Genomic DNA, 19,606 nt, shown 5'->3' on the forward strand with positions numbered 1-19,606 from the left:
TGCGTGGCAAATATCTCTTACGTGTAGGCAAGTTCTGTTAGACTTGTCGCCGAGTTGTCCCCCGGTTTGTGGGACTGCTTTACAATCACCAGATGGGGATTTAACGGATGAAACTGAAAAACACCTTGGGCTTTGCCATTGGTTCTCTTATTGCCGCTACTTCTTTCGGCGCACTGGCACAAGGCCAAGGCGCAGTTGAAGGCGAGCTGTTCTACAAGAAGCAGTACAACGATAGCGTCAAGCACATCGAAGACGGCTTCAACCCAGGCGCTCGCATTGGTTACTTCCTGACCGACGACCTGTCGTTGAACCTGTCCTACGACAAAACCAACCACACCCGTTCGAACGACGGTACTGGTAGCCAGAAGATCGGTGGCGATACTAGCAGCGTGACTGCTCAGTACCACTTCGGCCAGGCTGGCGTTGACAGCCTGCGTCCATACGTAGAAGGCGGTTTCGGCCACCAAAGCCGTGGCAACGTCAAAGCTGACGGCCACAGCGGTCGCGACCAGTCCACCCTGGCTATCGCCGGCGCTGGCGTGAAGTACTACTTCACCAACAACCTGTACGCTCGTGCCGGTGTTGAAGCTGACTACGCGCTGGACAACGGCAAGTGGGACTACTCCGCACTGGTCGGCCTGGGTGTGAACTTCGGCGGTAACGCCGGCGCAGCTGCTCCGGCTCCTACCCCAGCACCAGCTCCAGAGCCAACTCCAGAGCCAGAAGCTCCAGTTGCTCAGGTTGTTCGTGTTGAGCTGGACGTTAAGTTCGACTTCGACAAGTCCGTTGTTAAGCCTAACAGCTACGGCGACGTGAAAAACCTGGCCGACTTCATGGCTCAGTACCCAGCTACCAACGTAGAAGTTGCTGGTCACACTGACTCCATCGGTCCAGACGCTTACAACCAGAAGCTGTCCCAGCGTCGTGCTGACGCTGTTAAGCAAGTCCTGGTTAAAGACGGCGTTGCTCCTAGCCGCATCACCGCGGTAGGTTACGGCGAATCCCGCCCAGTTGCTGACAACGCAACTGAAGCTGGTCGCGCTGTTAACCGTCGCGTAGAAGCGTCGGTTGAAGCTCAAGCTGCTCAGTAATTACTGAGTAGTAGAAAAAGCCCGGCTTAGGCCGGGCTTTTTTTTGCCTGAAATTTGCCTCAGGCGCTCGCTGACACGGCAATGCAGGCGGCTTGCTCTGCGCCAGCAACACTGCCGATCACCAGGATCGCCGGGCTTTTCAGAGCAAATACCTGTGCATCGGTGTGCATGTGCGCCAGAGTGCTCCGGCACTCGCGTTGCTGAGGCAACGAAGCGTTCTCGATCATCGCTACCGGCATATCCGCTGCCATTGCGCCCTCCAGCAATTGCTGACGAATCTCCTCCAGCTTCGCCACGCCCATATACACCACCAATGTCGTACCGCCCTCGGCCAAGGCGCGCCAGTTCAGGCTGCTGTCATCCTGGGTATGCGCAGTGACCAGCGTCACACCGCGACTGACCCCGCGCAGCGTCAGGGGAATATCGCAGTTCGTTGCACCCGCCAGGCCCGCGGTAATCCCGTTGACCAATTCCACTTCAATCCCGTGTTCACGCAACCACATCGCCTCTTCGCCGCCGCGGCCGAAGATACACGGGTCGCCGCCTTTGAGCCGTACCACGCATTTGCCTTGGCGCGCATAGCGCAACATCAGGCGCTGGATAAAATCCTGGGGGGTCGAACGGCAGCCGCCGCGCTTGCCCACGGTGACTACCCTGGCGTCCGGGCAGTGTTCCAGCACCCTAGCGTTGACCAAGTCATCGATCAGCACCACATCGGCCGCGTGCAGGGCGCGTACCGCTTTGAGGGTTAACAGCTCCGGATCACCGGGGCCTGCGCCTACCAGCCAGACTTTTGCGCTCATGTTTATCCCCTCACACACTGATTGCGATTGGCAGCGACGTGCTGGCCAAAAGACGTTTGATTTCCGGAACGCAGGAGCCGCATTGCGTGCCGCACCCCAGTTCCTGTTTAAGCCCGGCCAGGTCCAGGCCACGGCCAATACCGGCACATACCGCGCTTTCACTGACGTTCTTGCAGTTGCACACAATTTTGCTGCTGGCCGCTGCGCCTCCCGGGGGTGCACTGAGCGGCGCAAGTAACCAGCGCCGAAGTTGATCGTCGGCACGGCCTTCCAGCCACAAACTCTGCAGCCAATGTCGCGCCAGGGTTTCGCCGGCCAGGCGCAGTGCGGTAATGCGGCCTTTTTCGATTTTTACCCGCTTGCCAATCGAACGGCGCGGATCGTCATAGGCCATGACCGGGCCGTCATTGAGGCCCAGCAGTTCGTCGATACGGGTTAACAGGTGCAAGTCGGGCGCTTCGGTATGGGCTGCGCGCAGCAGAAGAGCCGGCCGTTCACGCCCGGCCAGGCTCACGCTGACGTAGGCAAAGCCCTCACACAGCGGACGTAGCGCGTCAAAGTGTTGCTGCACGTTTCCTTCGATCAACGCGAACAACTGCCACGGTAGTTGCACGGCCTCCAGGCGCACGCCGCTGTGTTTGAGTTCGGGCTGTTTCGACAAGGGATCGAACGCCGGCTGGGTAAGGGCATTAACACCGCCCTTGAGAAAGCGATCGCCCCAATGCATGGGCAGGAACGCCTGGCCTGGGCGCACGCTGTCATCACTGCTGACGGCGACAATCACACTGGCGCGACGGCTTTTCAGGCTGACCAGGTCGCCGTCTTTGAAACGATGCCGACGCAGCTCATCCGGGTGCAGGCTCAGCAAGGCTTCATTGACATGTCCGAACAATTGCGCGGCCGTGCCGGTGCGGCTCATGCCGTGCCATTGATCGCGCAGGCGCCCGGTGATCAGGGTCAGTGGGAAGCGGGCATCACGTTGTTCTTTGGCGGCGCGGTAAGGGTCGGCGATAAAGTGCGCACGGCCGCTGTCTGTCGGGAACACACCCTCGGTGTACAGACGCGGCGTGCCGGCGTGTGCGCCCTCTGGAAATGGCCATTGCTGCGGGCCGAGCCGGTCGAGCAGGGCATGGCTGATACCCGACAAGTCGAGGTCGCGGTGGCGGGTCAGCACCTTGTATTCATCAAAGATCTGCGCCGGTTGCTCGAAAGCGAACAAGCTCGGCAACCCTGGACGCAAGCGTTGCTCCAGGCGCTGTGCGAAATCCACGGTAATCGCCCAGTCCGGTCGTGCTTCCCCAGGTGGGACGATGGCGCGGCGTACGTGGGAAATCCGCCGTTCGGAATTGGTCACCGTGCCTTCTTTTTCGCCCCAACTGGCGGCGGGTAACAGCAGGTCGGCGTAGGCGGCGGTTTCGGTCGTGCGAAAAGCTTCCTGCAATACCACGAATGGGCAGGCCGCTAATGCCGCACGCACGCTGTTCTGGTCCGGCAAGGATTGCGCGGGGTTGGTGCAGGCAATCCACACGGCTTTGATCTTGCCGGCCTGGATCTGTTCGAACAGTTCGATAGCCGTCAGCCCGGTAGGCGCCGGCAACGTTTCGACGCCCCAATAAGCCGCGACTTCGGCCCTGTGTTCAGGGTTGGCCGCCGCGCGATGCCCCGGCAGCAGGTTCGACAAACTGCCGGTTTCGCGCCCGCCCATGGCATTCGGTTGGCCGGTCAGGGAAAACGGCCCGCAACCCGGCCGACCAATAGTGCCGGTGGCCAGGTGCAGGTTGATCAGCGCACTGTTTTTGGCACTGCCGGCGGTGGACTGGTTGAGCCCCATGCACCACAGCGAGAGAAAACTGCTGGAGGTGCCGACCCACTCTGCACACAGGCGCAACTGCTCAACGCTGATGCCGCACAACTGCGTGACCATCTGCGGCGTGTAGTCATGCACCAGTCGCTTCAACTCGACCAACCCCTCGGTATGTGCCTGGATAAAGTCGCGGTCGATCCAGTCTTCCCACAGCAACAGGTGCAAGATCCCATGGAACAGCGCCACGTCTGTGCCCGGCAGGATCGCCAGGTGCAAGTCGGCCAAATCGCAGGTATCCGTGCGCCGTGGGTCGATCACCAGCACTTTCATTTGCGGACGCCGTGCCTTGGCTTCCTCAAGGCGTCGGAACAGTACCGGATGGGCGTAGGCCATATTGCTGCCGACGATCATCACGCAGTCACTCGACTCCAGGTCCTCATAGCTGCATGGCGGCGCATCCGCACCCAGGCTGCGTTTGTAGCCGACCACCGCCGAAGACATGCACAGCCGCGAATTGCTGTCGATATTGTTGGTGCCCACCAGTGCGCGGGCCAGCTTGTTGAAGCTGTAGTAGTCCTCGGTCAGCAACTGGCCGGAGATGTAAAACGCCACACTGTCCGGCCCATGTTCGGCAAGGGTGTCGGCGAACACATTGGCTGCGTGGTCCAGGGCGTTGTTCCAGTCGGTGCGGGCACGGGCCAGGCCTTTGCCCAGGCGCAGTTCCGGGTACAAGGCGCGGGCCTCCAGGTCGCCGGTCAAGTGCAGGCTGGCGCCCTTGCTGCACAACTTGCCAAAGTTTGCCGGGTGGCTCGGGTCGCCTTGCACACCCAGGATCTGCGTGCCGTCATGCTCAATCAGCACGCCGCAACCCACCCCGCAATAACAGCAGGTGGACGCGGTGGTCTGACGGTTCATCAACCGGCGTCCCGCAGGGCCAGCATCACCCGGCCGTTTTCCACACGGGCGGGGTGATGATGGGCGCAGCCGATGTCCGGCGCCTGAGCTTCGCCTGACGCCAGGTCGATCTGCCAGTTGTGCAGCGGGCAGGCCACGCGTTTGCCGTAGATCAAGCCTTGGGACAGCGGCCCGCCTTTGTGGGGGCAGCGGTCATCGAGTGCGAAAACCTCATCGTCACTGGTACGAAAAATCGCAATATCGCCTTTTGGCCCATTGATGATGCGTGAGCCCAGGGCGTTGATCTCATCGAGGGCGCAGATATCCAGCCAGTTCATAGCGACACCTCCAACTGCTTGACGGGGATGACTTCGAATTCCTTTTTCAGCAGCGGCTGTTCCAGGCGTTCTTTCCACGGGTCTTGTTCGAATGACAGCGAGAATTGCAGGCGTTCGTTGAGGGCTTGGCGCCGGGCCGGGTCTTCCAGTACGGCTTTTTTGATGTGCTCCATGCCCACCCGCTGCAGGTAGTGCACGGTGCGTTCCAGGTAGAAGGCTTCTTCGCGGTACAACTGTAGGAAGGCGCCGTTGTATTCGCGCACTTCCTCGGCAGTTTTTAGCTTGACGAAGAACTCCGCGACTTCAGTTTTGATCCCGCCGTTGCCGCCGATGTACATCTCCCAGCCGGAGTCGACGCCGATAATGCCGACGTCCTTGATGCCCGCTTCCGAGCAGTTGCGTGGGCACCCGGACACCGCCAGCTTGACCTTGTGGGGCGACCACATGTTGAACAGGTCGTGCTCCAGCTCGATGCCCAACTGTGTGGAGTTCTGCGTGCCGAAGCGGCAGAACTCGCTGCCCACGCAGGTCTTCACGGTGCGGATGGATTTGCCATAGGCGTGGCCGGAGGGCATGTCGAGGTCCTTCCACACACCGGGCAAATCCTGTTTCTTGATGCCCAGCAGATCGATGCGCTGGCCGCCGGTGACCTTGACCATCGGCACGTTGTACTTGTCGGCCACGTCGGCAATGCGCCGCAGCTCCGACGGATTGGTCACACCGCCCCACATCCGCGGGACTACGGAGTAGGTGCCGTCTTTCTGAATATTGGCGTGGGCGCGTTCGTTGATCAGGCGCGATTGCGGGTCGTCCTTGGCCTCGCCGGGCCAGGTGGAGATCAGGTAGTAGTTCAGGGCCGGGCGGCAGGTGGCGCAGCCGTTGGGGGTGCGCCAGTTCAGGTAGCTCATGGTGCCGGCGATGGTCAGCAGGTGCTGGTCGCGGATGGCCTGACGGATTTGCCCGTGATTGAGGTCGCTGCAGCCGCAGATGGCTTTTTCGCTTTTGGGTTTGACGTCGGCGGCGCCGCCCACGGTGTTGATCAAAATCTGTTCCACCAACCCCGCGCAGGAGCCGCATGAGCTGGCGGCCTTGGTGTGTTTTTTGACGTCATCGACACTGAACAATCCGTGTTCCTGGATCGCCTTGACGATGGTGCCTTTGCACACGCCGTTGCAGCCGCAGACTTCGGCGTTGTCGGCCATGCTCATGGCTTTGTCCTGGCCTTGGTGGCCGACATCGCCTAAAGCATTTTCGCCAAACATCAGGTGATCACGGATCTCGCCAATTGCGTGGTTCTCACGGATCTGGCGGAAATACCAACCACCGTCGGCGGTATCGCCGTACAGGCACGCGCCGACCAGGATGTCGTCCTTGATCACCAGCTTCTTGTACACGCCGCCAATCGGGTCGGAGAGGGTGATGGTCTCAGTGCCTTCGCCACCCATGAAATCCCCGGCGGAAAACAGGTCGATGCCGGTGACCTTCAGCTTGGTCGAGGTCACCGAGCCTTTGTAAGTGGCAAAGCCCAGTTGGGCCAGGTGATTGGCGCAGACCTTGGCCTGTTCGAACAGCGGCGCCACCAGGCCGTAAGCGATCCCACGGTGGCTGGCGCACTCGCCGATGGCATAGATGCGCGGGTCGTAGGTTTGCAGCGTGTCATTGACCAGAATCCCGCGGTTGCAGGGGATGCCGGATTTCTCTGCCAGTTCGGTGTTGGGGCGGATACCGGCGGCCATCACCACCAGGTCGGCGGGGATGATGTCGCCATTCTTGAACTGCACCGAGCCGACGCGACCATTGCCGGCGTCATGCAGGGCCTGGGTTTGCTCGCACAGGCGAAACACCAGGCCACGGCTTTCCAGTTCGGTTTGCAGCAACTGGCCGCTGGTCTTGTCCAGCTGGCGCTCCAACAGCCATTCGCCGATGTGCACCACGGTCACGTGCATGCCGCGCAACATCAGGCCGTTGGCGGCTTCCAGGCCGAGCAGGCCACCGCCGATGACCACCGCGTGCTTGTGGGTTTTGGCGGTGTCGATCATGGCCTGGGTGTCGGCGATATCGCGGTAGCCGATCACCCCCTGCAAGGTATTGCCGGGGATTGGCAGGATAAACGGCGTCGAGCCGGTGGCAATCAACAGGCGATCGTACTCGGCCTCGCTGCCGTCCTCAGCGATGACGATGCGTCTTACGCGGTCGATCTGCACCACTTTGCGGTTTAGCAACAGCTTGATGTGGTTGTCCAAGTACCAGTCGAGGTCGTTGAGCACGATCTCTTCGAAGGTCTGCTCGCCGGCCAGCACCGGTGACAGCAGGATGCGGTTGTAGTTGGTGTGGGGCTCGGCGCCGAACACCGTGATGTCGTACAGGTCGCTGCTCAGCTTGAGCAATTCTTCAAGGGTGCGAACCCCGGCCATGCCGTTGCCGATCATCACCAATTTGAGTTTTTTCATGTCGTTCTCCGCAATGGCTCGACAAATCGTGCGCAAACAAAAAAGGCGCCCCCACCAGTTACCTGGCGAGGACACCTTTGTCCGGTCCCGTTCTCTCGGGAAGCTCGACCCTTCGACGTTGAAGGGGCGGCTATATGTGAGTTGTTGGTGAAGCTAATGCAGCGGTTGTGCCAAGTCGCCAGGCGCCCGTTTTATTGGGATGGCCATCGTTACTGTGTGGGAAATCGCCCCCTAGTGGTGCAGCAGCCAGTACAACAGCACCAGATTGACCAGCAGCGAGACGGTCGCCAGGGTTTGCCAGACCTTGAGCGGCTCGCGCTCCAGCAAGGGTTTGGGGCGCACGCTCAATTCACGGCGGTCGGCCTGTTCCAGCACCAGCAACCATTCCTCGGCGGTTTCATAGCGCTCTGCGGGCTGTGCGGCCACAGCGCGTTCCAGGCTTAACGGCAACCAGTCCGGTAAATCGGGGCGGTAACGACTGGCGCTGACGGGCTGGGCGAAACGTGGCCGTTGGAAGGCTTCGATTTCACCGTAGGGGTAATGCCCGGTGAGCAGGTAATAGAGCGTGACACCGACACTGTATAAATCCTGTTGCGGCGTAGGACGTTCGCCACTGAAGGCTTCGGGCGCGATAAAACTCGGGGTGCCAGGCAGCAAATGGGCGCGGTCCTCGGAAAGCCCCGGGCAGTAAGCCAGGCCGAAATCCAGCACACGCAACTCGCCATCATCGCCCAGCAGCAGGTTTTCCGGCTTGATGTCACGGTGCAGGATCTGCCGTCGATGCAGCAGGCCCACTGCCCGCAGCAAACGCTCGGCAATGGACTGCCATTGCGCCAGAGGCAGCGGGCCTTGTTGCTGGAACAGTTGGGCGAGGGTCTGCCCCGAATATTCACGCATCACGTAGTACAAATGCTGACGCCCGCTGGCTGCATGCACTTCAGGAAATGCGCGGCCCGCCACTCGGCGCAGAAACCATTCTTCCGACAGCAAGGCTTGGCCGGCATCGGTGTCATCGTCGCGGTTGAGCGGCAAGGTTTTCAACAGCCAAGGTTGCTGCTGGGCATCGCGCACGCGGTACAGCAATGACTGTCGGCTTTGCGCCAGCAGACTTTCAACCTGCCAGCCTTCAAAGCGTTGCCCGGCCTTCAGGGGCGGTGGCAGCGGCCATTGCTGCAACTGCACCAGCGCATCGCCCAGGGTCGCGGCGCCGAGCTGGTCGATACGCACCAGCAGCGCGCTGGCATTGTCCTGGCTGGCGGCCAGGTGCGCGGCATTCACTAGGGTGTTCACCGCCGCGTCGAGATCGGGTTGTTCGCGCAGGGTCGCGCTGATGCTGTGGTCGCCCAACGTGGCCCACACGCCATCGCTGAGCAGCAGGAAGCACTCGCCTTCGCGCAGTTCACCGTCGAGAAAATCCAATACCAGGTGTTGATCCAGGCCGAGGGCGCGCTTGAGCACGTGCTGCATGCCCGGTTGCTCCCACACATGGTCTTGCGTGATGCGCTGCAACTCGCCATCCAGCCAGCGATACACCCGGCAATCACCCACATGCGCCAGGGTGAAGCGTTGGCCGCGAAAGACCAGGGCGCTGAGGGTGGTCAGCAGCGGCTGGCCACCGCCGTTGGCCTGCAACCAGCGGTTCTGCGCCAGTAACAAGCGCTCCAGGGCCTGGGCCACGCCCCAAGTCTGCGGCGTGGCGTAGTAGTCCAGGGCCAGCGCCTGCAAGGTCGAACGGGCGGCCAGGCCACCGTCGGCGCATTGGCTGACACCATCGGCGATGGCGCACAGGTAACCCTTGCTCGCGGCCAGTTCCGGCATGGGCGTGACCACCCGCAGAGCGTCCTGGTTTTGTGCGCGCGGGCCGATGGCGCTGGCCTGGGCAACGCTCAGTTGCAGGCTCATCAGACGCGTGCGGCGGTCACGGCGGCCGAGCCCCACGTCGTTCTCCAGCGACGCTTGACGCCGTGCAGGCCGAACCAGGCCAACACGCCCAGGCTGGCAAACAACCACAAGGCCAACTGATAACTGCCGGTGCTTTGTTTGATTGCGCCCATGCCTGCCGCCAGGGCAAAGCCGCCGATGCCGCCCGCCATGCCGATCAGGCCGGTCATCACGCCGATCTCGCGGCGAAAACGCTGGGGCACCAGCTGGAACACCGCGCCATTACCTGCGCCAAGGCCGAGCATGGTGCAGACGAAAAGCGCCAGTGCGGCGTAGGAACTGGGCAGGTTGAAACCCACGGCGGCGATGCAGATCGCTGCCACGCCATACATGCCGAGCAGGGTGCGGATTCCGCCGAAGCGGTCGGCCAGCGCGCCGCCCAATGGGCGCATCAGGCTGCCGCCAAATACACAGGCGGCGGTGTAGTAACCGGCGGTCACCGGGCTCAGCCCGTATTGATCGTTGAAGTAGCCGGGCAGGGCGCTGGCCAGGCCGATAAAGCCGCCGAACGTCACGCTGTAGAAGAACATGAACCACCAGCTGTCGCGGTCGCCCAGGGCCTTGAAGTAGTCGGCCATGGATTTGGCGTTCGGGCGCTCGGGCGCATTGCGCGCCAACCAGGCGAACACGATCAGCGTCAGCACCAGTGGGATCAGCGCGAAGCCGAACACATTGCTCCAGCCAAATGCGGCGGCCAGCACCGGCGCCAGCAATGCGGCAAACACGGTGCCGGAGTTGCCGGCGCCGGCGATACCCATGGCTTTGCCTTGGTGCTCGGCGGGGTACCACTGGGAGGCCAACGGCAGCGCAACGGCAAAGGAAGCACCGGCCATGCCCAGGAACACGCCCAGCAACAGGGCTTGTTCGTAGCTATGGATGCCGAGTTTCCAGGCGCCGAACAGGGCGGCAATCACAATCACCTGGCCGATCAGCCCGGCGGTCTTGGGCGACAGCTTGTCGGCCAGCATGCCCATCAAAAAGCGCAGCACCGCACCCGCCAGAATCGGCGTGGCCACTACCAGGCCGCGTTGCTGGGTGGTCAGGTGCAGGTCGGCGGCAATCTGCACCGCCAGTGGCCCCAGCAGGTACCAGACCATGAAGCTCAGGTCGAAATACAGGAACGCGGCAAACAGGGTCGGGGTGTGCCCGGATTTCCAGAAGCTTGATTTCATCACGCACCTCAACGGTTGGGGGTCTTGTCAGAAGGCCTGTTGGCCCCATTCGCCGGGGCCAAAACGAAAAAAAACGCCGCCATCGAGTTCGCGAGTGCAAACCGGATGGGCGACGTCTTTGTCGTAGAAGGGGCAACCGCCGTTGGCTACCTGTGTTGAATGCTTAGCAAGAGCTGCGCCAGTTCAGCCGAGCAGTTCGCTCATGGCGATGATCTGCTCGGCCACCTGGATCAGTTTCTGCTGGCGGCTCATGGCCTGGCGGCGCATCAGGGTGTAGGCCTCTTCCTCATTGCAGTGCTTCATTTTCATCAGCATGCCCTTGGCCAACTCGATGCGTTTGCGCTCGGCCAACTGTTGGTCGCGGGCCTGGAGCTGGGCGCGCAAGGCCTGGTCGCTTTCAAAACGGGCCATGGCCACGTCGAGAATCGGCTGCAGGCGCTGGGCCTGAATGCCTTCGACGATGTAGGCGCTGACCCCGGACCGGATCGCCTGGCGCATCACGTTCGGGTCGTGCTCATCGGTGAACATCACGATTGGGCGCGGCTGGTCGCGGCTGACCAGCACCACTTGCTCCAACACATCGCGGCCAGGTGACTCGGTATCGATCAGGATCACGTCCGGGCGCACCGTTTCGACGCGCGCCGGCAGGTCGATGGTCAGGCCGGACTCATCGATCACCTCGAAACCGGCTTCGGTCAAGGCGGCTTTGAGGCGCCCGACCTTGCGCGGGGTGTCGTTGATCAACAGGATTCGTAACATAGTCGTGGTCCTGTCAGCGCAGTGCCTGGCGGCTGGTAAGGTCCGCCAGGGCATGCAGGCGGAAGCTGCGGGCGTAGGCGGCGGGGTCGGAGCCGTCCCAGATTTTGCCGTCGATCAACTGGCTGCTGCGCATGTCTGGGGCGCCGGCCGGGACGCCAACCGCAGCCGCGGCTTGGCGGTACAGGTTCAGTTGCTGCACCTGGCGGGCCACGCCCAGGTAGTCCGGGTCTTCGCGCAGCAGGCCCCAGCGGCGAAACTGAGTCATGAACCACATGCCATCGCAGAGGTAGGGCAGGTTCACTTCGCCATCGGCAAAAAAGCGCAGGGCGTGCGGGTCTTGCCACTGGCTGCCGAGGCCGTCGTCATAAGCTCCCAGCAGGCGCGGTTCGATGCAGTCGAGCGGCGCATCGAGGTACTCGCGGGCGCTGAGCAGTTGTGCGGTGGAGCGGCGGTTTTCCTGGCTTTGTTCGATGAAACGGCTGGCCTCGAGGATCGCCATGACCAGTACGCGGGCGGTGTTCGGGTATTGATCGACGAATGCCTGGGTGCAGCCGAGCACTTTTTCTGGATGGTTCGGCCAGATCGACTGGGTAGTGGCCAGGGTGAACCCCTGGTTTTGCTTGACTGCACTGGCGCACCAGGGCTCCCCGACACAAAAACCGTCAATGCGCCCGGCTTGCAGGTGCGCGATCATCTGCGGCGGCGGCACCACCACACTGTCGACATCTTGCAAAGGGTGAATGCCTTGGCTCGCCAGCCAGTAATACAGCCACATGGCGTGGGTGCCGGTGGGAAATGTCTGTGCGAACGTCAGCTTTGTCCGGCTTTGGTGCACATGGCGGTCGAGTGCCTCAGGAGTGGTCACGCCTTGCTGTTGCAGGCCGTGGGACAGGTTGATGCTCTGGCCGTTCTGGTTGAGGCCCATCAGCACCGCCATATCGGTGGGCGCTACCCCGCCGATGCCCAGGTGCACGGCATAGATCAACCCATACAGGCTGTGGGCGGCGTCCAGTTCACCGCTGACCAGTTTGTCACGCAGGCCGGCCCAGGATGATTGGCGCTTGAGGTTAAGCGTCAACCCGTAAGGTTGGGCAAACCCCTGGGTGGCGGCGACCACCAGCGAAGCGCAGTCGGTGAGTGCCATGAAGCCCAGGTCCAGGCTGCTCTTTTCCGGGGCGTCACTGCCGTTGACCCACGCCAGTGGGGTGTTCACCGGGCTGTTGCCGACCGAGTCGTTCATCAACACCTACCTTTTCTGTCAAAAAAAAAGCATCGCTCCTTCGCATGGCAGTGCAAGCCATTGCCGGGTAACGACGCCTTTGTCTGTAAGCCTGCTCCGACGTTGGTGCGGGCTCTGATGCAGAGTTCATAGCAAGGCACATGCCACGGGTAGACGGGCGTGGGCTGTCGTCACCTTTCCATCAAGATTGAAACTCGAGTGCCTTTCAGTATGGCCGCTTCTTTGCGCCAGACTGCCAGGAACCCCGACGGTGTCTTTCGATTCCGCGATCATCATGCACGAGCATCAAGAGCGACCACCGATGAGTTACCCACGGCTATGCCGCTGGCTGCTGTGCTGTGCAGTGCTGTGGGCCAATGTTTCCGCCTGGGGGCAGAGCTATCAGGCGCGGGATGAAAGCCTGCATACCTTTTTTACCGCGTTGTCGTTGCCCCTGGGGTTGCCGGTTGTCGTCAGCCGTGAAGTGGCGCGTAAACGCCTCACGGGCACTTTCGATCTGGAGGCTGCGCAGCACACGCTGATGACCGTGGCCGAGCAACAGGGCCTGATCTGGTACAGCGATGGGCAGGTGCTGTACGTGTATGGCGCGGGCGAAGCGAAAGGCTCGGCGGTGTCGCTGCGGCACATTCCGGTCGAGCGATTGCGCGGGTTCATGCGCCGCTCGGGGCTGGATGAATCACGTTATCCCCTCAGGGAAAGCGGTGCGCGCACGTTCTATGTGTCCGGGCCCCCCAACTATGTGGATCAGGTGCTGCACCTGGCTCAACTGATGGACAGGCCGCGCTCCGAAGTACGGGTGGGCAAGCAGGCTTTCGGGGTGGTTCAGGTGTTCAACACTCACGTGGCCGACCGTCAGTACGTCATGGGCGACGAGCAGGTCAATGTGCCGGGAATGGCCACGATTATTGAAAACCTGCTGGCCATCGAACAGCAGGATGCCACGCAGCGCCCCCCAGGCCTGCTCGCTGACAAGAGCCTTTTGGTGATGGCTTATCCTGACTCCAACAGTTTATTGATCAAGGGCAAGCCTGATCAGGTCAAGGCGATCGAAGAGCTGGTGGCGGAACTGGACAAGCCCAAGCGGCCGATCGAAGTAGCGCTGTGGCAGATTGATGTCGATCGCCGAGCATTTGACAAGATGGGCGCGGCCTGGGCGCAGGAAACCAGCTTCGGGGCCGCCGTGACACGCGTATTGGAACCTTTGGATGACAGCCGTTTGATGGCACAACTGGGTGTGCTGGAGCGTCGGCGCAAGGCCCGGGTCACTGCATTCCCGGTGATCCTCACCCAGGAGAATGTGCCGGCGGTCTTCCAGGACAACCATACTTTTTACCTGCCCAGGCCCGGCGCCGACAGTGGCGATTGGCGGCCGGTGGGGTATGGTACCGAAGCCAGTGTGCTACCCCGCTTTGCCGCAGCCAATCAGATTGAAATGCAGTTGGTCCTTGAAGATGGCCGTCAACTGGGCAGCGTACACAAGCCCGATTCGGCGGGGGCAGTGGGGCGAGTAGGCATCAGTACGGTGGTGCGGGTGCCCCAAGGCAGGCGCCTGTGGCTGGGAGGTTTTCCTCGTGAGGGCGACGCGAGTCAAGGCCGACGAGCCGAAGTCCGTCTATTTGTGATCCAGGCCCGAGCGGTTGGCGGCGAACCACGGATGTTGGCCGGTGCCGTTGGGCCCCCGCCACTGACACAAAGCCAGCATGCGCGCGTGCAACGCGCATTCGTGCGCGAAGCCCCCGAAGTCCCTGACAGCAACTAACCCTTTGAGCGCCTATTAACGTTTTGACGGGCCTTGGCTGCCGATAGTCGAGAAAAGTCCTACGCACTTCCCGCCGAAAGCTTCGATTTCATAGGGTTTTTCCTAACGTTGTTCTGCTGCCAGCTTTTTATAGTCGCGGGGTTGGCGTATCGGCCGTTTCTGGAAACAAGGAATTCAATGTCAGTAGTCAGGTGCAGAGGTGAATATGACCCTCGTGGATGAAGGGCTGACGGCCGCATGGTTTTTTGCCGGGTGGACCCTGCAGGCAGATGGCCGTTTGACGGGCGAGGGTGTGGATATTCAGCTGCCGCCCAAGGAGTGGCAGGTGCTGCGGTTGCTGCTGGCATCCGATGGTGTGCTGATGACCAAGGATCGTTTACTTGAGCAGGCCTGGTCCCGTGGCGAAGTCGCGGAGGAGTCACTCACCCGTTGTATCTACGAATTGCGCAAGCACTTGAGGAAAGACAAGGGCTTTATCAAGACCATATACGGCAGGGGTTATCGCTTTACCTGTGCCGTCACCGTCCGGCACCACCCAGGGGCGGGGCGCGTGCAGCGCGTCTGTTCGGCCTGTGGCCAGGTGCAACGTGATTAGACGTCTGGGCAAGGGCGTGCTGTTGAGCCTGCTGATGGGCAGTCATCAGGCCTGGGCCAGTTGCTGGGATGACGTTGCCCGTCGCTACGACATCGAGCCGGAGCTGTTGCAGGCCATCGCTGTCGTGGAGTCGGGCGCACGCGGCGGCGCGATGAACCAAAGCAATAGTGATGGCTCGCGGGATATAGGCCTGATGCAAATCAATAGCATGCACTTGCCGCGTCTGGCCAAGCAGGGGATTACCGAAGAAAGGTTGCTGAGCGACCCTTGTTTATCGGTCGAAGTGGGCGCTTCGATCCTGGCCGACTTCATCCAGCGCTTCGGTTACAACTGGACAGCCGTGGGTTCCTATAATGCCGGGCCGGCACCTGGGCGCGAGGCATTGCGCCTGCGGTATGCCGAAAAAATCTGGGCGCAGTATGAGGCGTTGGTTGCACAGCGCCCGTGATGATTGGGCGGCACGCCTCGCACCCGGCGTGCCACCCCGGCTATAATCGCGCCACCTTTCGCCGCCATCCGAGTCTAGCCCGCCCATGTATACCCTGGCCCGCCAGCTGTTGTTCAAACTTTCCCCGGAAACCTCCCACGATCTGTCCCTGGACCTGATCGGTGCCGGTGGCCGCCTGGGGCTCAATGGCCTGGTATGCAAGGCGCCGGCAAAAATGCCGGTGTCGGTGATGGGGCTCGATTTCCCCAACCCGGTCGGGCTGGCTGCCGGCCTGGACAAGAACGGCGCAGCCATCGATGGTTTTGCGCAATTGGGGTTCGGTTTTGTCGAGATCGGCACCGTGACGCCCCGTCCGCAGCCGGGCAACCCGAAGCCACGTATCTTCCGTTTGCCCGAAGCCGAAGCAATCATCAACCGCATGGGCTTCAACAACCTGGGTGTTGATCACTTGCTGTCGCGGGTTCAAGCCGCGAAATACAACGGCATTCTCGGCATCAATATCGGCAAGAACTTCGACACGCCGGTCGAGCGCGCTGTGGATGATTACCTGATCTGCCTGGACAAGGTCTACGCCCACGCCAGCTATGTCACGGTCAACGTCAGTTCGCCCAACACGCCAGGCCTGCGCAGTCTGCAGTTTGGCGATTCCCTCAAGCAATTGCTCGAAGCCTTGCGCCAGCGCCAGGAAGACCTGGCCGTGCGCCATGGCAAGCGTGTGCCGTTGGCGATCAAGATTGCCCCGGACATGAGCGATGAAGAAACCGTGCTGGTTGCCCAGGCCCTGGTGGATTCGGGCATGGATGCGGTGATCGCTACCAACACCACCTTAAGCCGCGTCGGCGTTGAAGGGCTGGCCCATGGTGACGAAGCGGGCGGCCTGTCGGGCGCGCCGGTGCGGGACCAGAGTACCCACATCGTCAAGGTGCTGGCGGCTGAACTGGCGGGGCGTTTGCCGATTATCGCCGTGGGCGGGATTACCGAAGGCAAGCACGCCGCTGAGAAAATCGCTGCCGGCGCAAGCCTGGTGCAACTCTATTCCGGCTTCATCTACAAAGGCCCGGCGTTGATTCGCGAGTCGGTGGATGCCATCGCGGCGTTGCGCTGATAGATCAGCCAATTTCCGCGCATTAAAAAGGGCTCCAAAAGGAGCCCCCTGGGCCGAAGCCCGCCGCCCGGATAGGACGTGCGTGGTTAAGTCGTTACAAAATCTTCAAGGTGGTTGTCGGATTAAGTGCCCCGTGTCAGCCGACGGCGTGAAGTTCGTTGAGTCTGTGGATTCCCGCAGTGCCAGTCATACCGTCCCAGTTGTCGCCGCGTCCTTCTCGCCAGCCGTTGATCCAGGCTTGGCGTACCGACGGTAGAGTAAATGGGCAAAGCTCACGGGATTTACCATGAACGCCATATTGATATCCGCGTAAAAATGCTCTTTCCAACGGATCACGCTTAAGTCTTCTCATAGGGTGTTTCCCTCACTTGTTGACTGTCTAGATATCCTTCGGCCCCGCGTGGGGCCGGGCAGGGTTTTCCTGCCGTTGGTGGGCTCGCTGCCGGCGTGGCGAGCCTATGTGTCGGCGTCGTTACGGCGCCAACCTGTGTTGAGTTCTAACCAATAGGTCACATGGATTCAATGATCGTTTTGTCATAAGCACGTAACGATAACGATGCTATAGCCATAAGCTGGGATGGCTTTTCGCCCCATTTAATAGGCAAACCCAGCTATGATGTGCCCTGCATAGAGGATGGGTTTAATCCTTTAGTGAGAATGCCCGCCCGTTGCAGTCGGTTATTATTCGACGAAGGGTCGGAATATTTCTTTTTGTTGCGATGATTTATTTATCTGCCCCGGCAATAAAGGCTCAAACGCCCGGCAGCCGGGGTGGAACGGCACATTCGTGCCACGCGAGCACTCTTCAAGAAAAGTGCTTGATTGAAAACCGAGCCGGCGATGCGTCGCCCGTTCATTTATTGCTGAAAAGCCTGGAATGCCCCATGTCGGACCGTTTTGAACTCTTCCTCACCTGCCCCAAGGGCCTCGAAGGCCTGCTGATCGAGGAAGCCGTCGGGCTTGGCCTTGAAGACGCGCGCGAGCACACCTCGGCCGTGCGCGGCATGGCCGACATGGAAACCGCCTACCGCCTGTGCCTCTGGTCGCGCCTGGCCAACCGCGTGCTGCTGGTACTCAAGCGCTTCCCGATGAAGGACGCCGAAGACCTCTACCACGGCGTGCTGGATATCGAATGGGCCGACCACATGGTCCCGGACGGCACCCTGGCCGTTGAATTCAGTGGCCACGGCTCGGGCATCGACAACACCCACTTCGGCGCGCTGAAGGTCAAGGATGCGATTGTCGACAAGCTGCGCACCCCGACCGGCGAACGTCCGTCCATCGACAAGATCAACCCGGACCTGCGCATTCACCTGCGCCTGGACCGTGGCGAAGCCATCCTTTCCCTTGACCTGTCCGGCCACAGCCTGCACCAGCGCGGTTATCGTCTGCAGCAGGGCGCCGCACCGTTGAAGGAAAACCTGGCCGCCGCGATCCTGATCCGCGCCGGCTGGCCGCGCATTGCGGCCGAAGGTGGCGCGCTGACGGACCCGATGTGTGGCGTGGGCACCTTCCTGGTGGAAGGCGCAATGATCGCCGCCGACATGGCGCCCAACCTGAATCGTGAACTGTGGGGCTTCACCACCTGGCTCGGTCACGTGCCGGCGCTGTGGAAGAAGCTGCACACCGAGGCCACCGAGCGTGCCGCCATCGGCATGAACAAACCGCCATTGTGGGTACGTGGCTACGAAGCCGACCCGCGCCTTATCCAACCCGCGCGTAACAACATCGAACGCGCAGGCTTAAGCCACTGGATCAAGGTGTACCAGGGCGAAGTCGGCACTTTCGAGCCGCGCCCGGACCAGAACCAGAAAGGCCTGGTGATCTGCAACCCGCCCTACGGCGAGCGCCTGGGTGACGAAGCCAGCCTGTTGTACCTCTACCAGAACCTTGGTGAGCGTCTGCGCCAGGCGTGCATGGGCTGGGAAGCCGCAGTGTTCACCGGCGCGCCGGACCTGGGCAAGCGCATGGGCATCCGCAGCCACAAACAGTATTCGTTCTGGAACGGCGCGTTGCCGTGCAAGTTGCTGCTGATCAAGGTCAACCCCGACCAGTTCGTCACTGGCGAGCGCCGCACTCCGGAACAGCGTCAGGCCGAGCGTGAGCAAGCGGCTTACGATCAGGCCCCGACCGAGCCGGTCGAGCGCCAGTACAACAAGAACGGCAACCCGATCAAGCCGGCTCCAGCCCCGGTGGTTGAGCAGGCGCGCCTCAGCGAAGGCGGGCAGATGTTCGCCAACCGCCTGCAAAAGAACCTCAAGCAGTTGGGCAAATGGGCCAAGCGCGAAGGCGTGGACTGCTACCGTGTGTACGACGCCGATATGCCGGAATACTCCATGGCCATCGACCTGTACCACGATTGGGTGCATGTGCAGGAATATGCCGCGCCCAAATCCATCGACCCGGAAAAAGCTTCTGCGCGTATGTTCGATGCGCTGGCTGCGATTCCCCAGGCGCTGAACGTCGACAAGAGCCGCGTGGTGGTCAAGCGTCGCGAACGTCAGAGCGGCACCAAACAGTACGAACGTCAAAGCGCCCAAGGCAAGTTCACCGAGGTCAGCGAAGGTGGCGTGAAGCTGCTGGTCAACCTCACCGACTACCTGGACACCGGCCTGTTCCTCGACCACCGCCCGATGCGCATGCGCATCCAGAAGGAAGCGGCCGGCAAGCGTTTCCTCAACCTGTATTGCTACACCGCCACCGCGAGTGTGCACGCAGCCAAGGGCGGCGCGCGCAGTACCACCAGCGTTGACTTGTCCAAGACTTACCTGGACTGGGCGCGTCGCAACTTCTCCCTTAATGGTTTCTCTGACAAGAACCGCCTGGAGCAGGGTGATGTGATGGCCTGGCTGGAGGCCAGCCGTGATGAGTTCGACCTGATCTTCATCGACCCGCCGACCTTCTCCAACTCCAAGCGCATGGAAGGCATCTTCGACGTGCAGCGTGACCACGTGCAGTTGCTCGACCTGGCCATGGCGCGCCTGGCGCCCGGCGGCGTGCTGTACTTCTCGAACAACTTCCGCAAGTTCGTGCTGGAGGACAACCTCAGCGAGCGCTACGCGGTCGAGGAAATCAGCGACAAGACCCTGGACCCGGATTTCGCACGTAACGCGAAGATTCACCGGGCGTGGAAAATCACAGCGCGCTGATCGCCACACTCAAGCTGCACCAAAAAGCCGCAAGCCCGGACTATTCCGGGCTTGCGGC

At 61.4% G+C, this 19,606-nt stretch carries 15 protein-coding genes; 6 read left to right on the top strand and 9 right to left on the bottom strand.

Features of this window, described 5'->3' with window-relative positions; translation table 11 throughout:
• The first annotated feature begins 107 nt into the window (after positions 1-107).
• Positions 108-1,091: an OmpA family protein gene (locus tag BLV67_RS13255; RefSeq protein ID WP_065929880.1), complete on the top strand. Its 984-nt coding sequence runs from the start codon at positions 108-110 to the stop codon at positions 1,089-1,091.
• A gap of 59 nt (positions 1,092-1,150) precedes the next feature.
• On the opposite strand, the gene cobA is transcribed toward BLV67_RS13255, so the two are convergent.
• The 8 genes from cobA to BLV67_RS13295 form a co-directional block, all read right to left on the bottom strand.
• Entirely contained in the window at positions 1,151-1,894 is a 744-nt protein-coding gene (gene cobA, locus BLV67_RS13260; RefSeq protein ID WP_065929879.1) for a uroporphyrinogen-III C-methyltransferase, read from the bottom strand.
• 10 nt (positions 1,895-1,904) lie between these two features.
• The gene (locus tag BLV67_RS13265) at positions 1,905-4,613 is read right to left on the bottom strand and encodes a nitrate reductase (RefSeq protein ID WP_069788009.1); all 2,709 of its coding nucleotides are present in this window, start codon (positions 4,611-4,613) and stop codon (positions 1,905-1,907) included.
• Positions 4,613-4,930: a nitrite reductase small subunit NirD gene (nirD, locus tag BLV67_RS13270; RefSeq protein ID WP_017134764.1), complete on the bottom strand. Its 318-nt coding sequence runs from the start codon at positions 4,928-4,930 to the stop codon at positions 4,613-4,615. Before nirD ends, BLV67_RS13265 begins: the two co-directional genes overlap by 1 nt.
• On the bottom strand, positions 4,927-7,380 hold the full coding sequence (gene nirB / locus BLV67_RS13275) for a nitrite reductase large subunit NirB (protein ID WP_065929877.1): 2,454 nt from the start codon (positions 7,378-7,380) through the stop codon (positions 4,927-4,929). The genes nirD and nirB overlap by 4 nt, the downstream gene beginning before the upstream one ends.
• A 231-nt stretch (positions 7,381-7,611) precedes the next feature.
• Positions 7,612-9,282, bottom strand: coding sequence for a bifunctional protein-serine/threonine kinase/phosphatase (locus tag BLV67_RS13280; protein ID WP_069788029.1), 1,671 nt, complete (start codon positions 9,280-9,282; stop codon positions 7,612-7,614).
• Positions 9,282-10,493, bottom strand: a complete 1,212-nt coding sequence (locus BLV67_RS13285) for a nitrate/nitrite transporter (RefSeq protein ID WP_065929875.1) — start codon at positions 10,491-10,493, stop codon at positions 9,282-9,284. The genes BLV67_RS13280 and BLV67_RS13285 overlap by 1 nt, the downstream gene beginning before the upstream one ends.
• A gap of 183 nt (positions 10,494-10,676) precedes the next feature.
• Positions 10,677-11,252, bottom strand: coding sequence for an ANTAR domain-containing response regulator (locus BLV67_RS13290; RefSeq protein WP_069788010.1), 576 nt, complete (start codon positions 11,250-11,252; stop codon positions 10,677-10,679).
• Between the two features lie 13 nt (positions 11,253-11,265).
• Positions 11,266-12,492 (bottom strand): CmpA/NrtA family ABC transporter substrate-binding protein, encoded by a 1,227-nt coding sequence (locus tag BLV67_RS13295; RefSeq protein WP_065929873.1) that lies wholly within the window; start codon positions 12,490-12,492, stop codon positions 11,266-11,268.
• Positions 12,493-12,793: 301 nt separating this feature from the next.
• Between BLV67_RS13295 and sctC the strand changes: the two genes are divergently transcribed.
• The 4 genes from sctC (at position 12,794) to BLV67_RS13315 (ending at position 16,399) form a co-directional block, all read left to right on the top strand.
• On the top strand, positions 12,794-14,251 hold the full coding sequence (sctC, locus tag BLV67_RS13300) for a type III secretion system outer membrane ring subunit SctC (RefSeq protein WP_069788011.1): 1,458 nt from the start codon (positions 12,794-12,796) through the stop codon (positions 14,249-14,251).
• A gap of 205 nt (positions 14,252-14,456) precedes the next feature.
• A complete protein-coding gene (locus BLV67_RS13305; protein ID WP_065929871.1) occupies positions 14,457-14,846 on the top strand; it encodes a winged helix-turn-helix domain-containing protein in 390 nt (129 codons plus the stop codon).
• 34 nt (positions 14,847-14,880) lie between these two features.
• Positions 14,881-15,294: a transglycosylase SLT domain-containing protein gene (locus tag BLV67_RS13310; protein ID WP_065929938.1), complete on the top strand. Its 414-nt coding sequence runs from the start codon at positions 14,881-14,883 to the stop codon at positions 15,292-15,294.
• Positions 15,295-15,379: 85 nt separating this feature from the next.
• Positions 15,380-16,399 (top strand): quinone-dependent dihydroorotate dehydrogenase, encoded by a 1,020-nt coding sequence (locus BLV67_RS13315; RefSeq protein WP_065929870.1) that lies wholly within the window; start codon positions 15,380-15,382, stop codon positions 16,397-16,399.
• 136 nt (positions 16,400-16,535) lie between these two features.
• On the opposite strand, the gene rmf is transcribed toward BLV67_RS13315, so the two are convergent.
• Positions 16,536-16,751, bottom strand: coding sequence for a ribosome modulation factor (rmf, locus tag BLV67_RS13320; RefSeq protein WP_002553055.1), 216 nt, complete (start codon positions 16,749-16,751; stop codon positions 16,536-16,538).
• A gap of 532 nt (positions 16,752-17,283) precedes the next feature.
• On the opposite strand from rmf, the gene rlmKL reads away from it, so the two are divergent.
• Entirely contained in the window at positions 17,284-19,548 is a 2,265-nt protein-coding gene (rlmKL, locus tag BLV67_RS13325) for a bifunctional 23S rRNA (guanine(2069)-N(7))-methyltransferase RlmK/23S rRNA (guanine(2445)-N(2))-methyltransferase RlmL (RefSeq protein WP_056861554.1), read from the top strand.
• The last annotated feature ends 58 nt before the right edge of the window (positions 19,549-19,606 follow it).

It is taken from the genome of Pseudomonas salomonii (assembly GCF_900107155.1).
Classification (GTDB): Bacteria; Pseudomonadota; Gammaproteobacteria; order Pseudomonadales; family Pseudomonadaceae; genus Aquipseudomonas; species Aquipseudomonas salomonii.

What these genes read in the sequence shown, in the direction of transcription:
- sctC (WP_069788011.1), top strand. Translation starts at nt 12,794, where the DNA reads ATGAGTTACCCACGGCTATGCCGCTGGCTGCTGTGCTGTGCAGTGCTG.
- nirB (WP_065929877.1), bottom strand. Translation starts at nt 7,380, where the DNA reads ATGAAAAAACTCAAATTGGTGATGATCGGCAACGGCATGGCCGGGGTT.
- BLV67_RS13305 (WP_065929871.1), top strand. Translation starts at nt 14,457, where the DNA reads ATGACCCTCGTGGATGAAGGGCTGACGGCCGCATGGTTTTTTGCCGGG.
- nirD (WP_017134764.1), bottom strand. Translation starts at nt 4,930, where the DNA reads ATGAACTGGCTGGATATCTGCGCCCTCGATGAGATCAACGCCCTGGGC.
- BLV67_RS13285 (WP_065929875.1), bottom strand. Translation starts at nt 10,493, where the DNA reads ATGAAATCAAGCTTCTGGAAATCCGGGCACACCCCGACCCTGTTTGCC.
- rlmKL (WP_056861554.1), top strand. Translation starts at nt 17,284, where the DNA reads ATGTCGGACCGTTTTGAACTCTTCCTCACCTGCCCCAAGGGCCTCGAA.
- cobA (WP_065929879.1), bottom strand. Translation starts at nt 1,894, where the DNA reads ATGAGCGCAAAAGTCTGGCTGGTAGGCGCAGGCCCCGGTGATCCGGAG.
- BLV67_RS13310 (WP_065929938.1), top strand. Translation starts at nt 14,881, where the DNA reads ATGGGCAGTCATCAGGCCTGGGCCAGTTGCTGGGATGACGTTGCCCGT.
- BLV67_RS13255 (WP_065929880.1), top strand. Translation starts at nt 108, where the DNA reads ATGAAACTGAAAAACACCTTGGGCTTTGCCATTGGTTCTCTTATTGCC.
- BLV67_RS13280 (WP_069788029.1), bottom strand. Translation starts at nt 9,282, where the DNA reads ATGAGCCTGCAACTGAGCGTTGCCCAGGCCAGCGCCATCGGCCCGCGC.
- BLV67_RS13265 (WP_069788009.1), bottom strand. Translation starts at nt 4,613, where the DNA reads ATGAACCGTCAGACCACCGCGTCCACCTGCTGTTATTGCGGGGTGGGT.
- BLV67_RS13315 (WP_065929870.1), top strand. Translation starts at nt 15,380, where the DNA reads ATGTATACCCTGGCCCGCCAGCTGTTGTTCAAACTTTCCCCGGAAACC.
- BLV67_RS13295 (WP_065929873.1), bottom strand. Translation starts at nt 12,492, where the DNA reads ATGAACGACTCGGTCGGCAACAGCCCGGTGAACACCCCACTGGCGTGG.
- BLV67_RS13290 (WP_069788010.1), bottom strand. Translation starts at nt 11,252, where the DNA reads ATGTTACGAATCCTGTTGATCAACGACACCCCGCGCAAGGTCGGGCGC.
- rmf (WP_002553055.1), bottom strand. Translation starts at nt 16,751, where the DNA reads ATGAGAAGACTTAAGCGTGATCCGTTGGAAAGAGCATTTTTACGCGGA.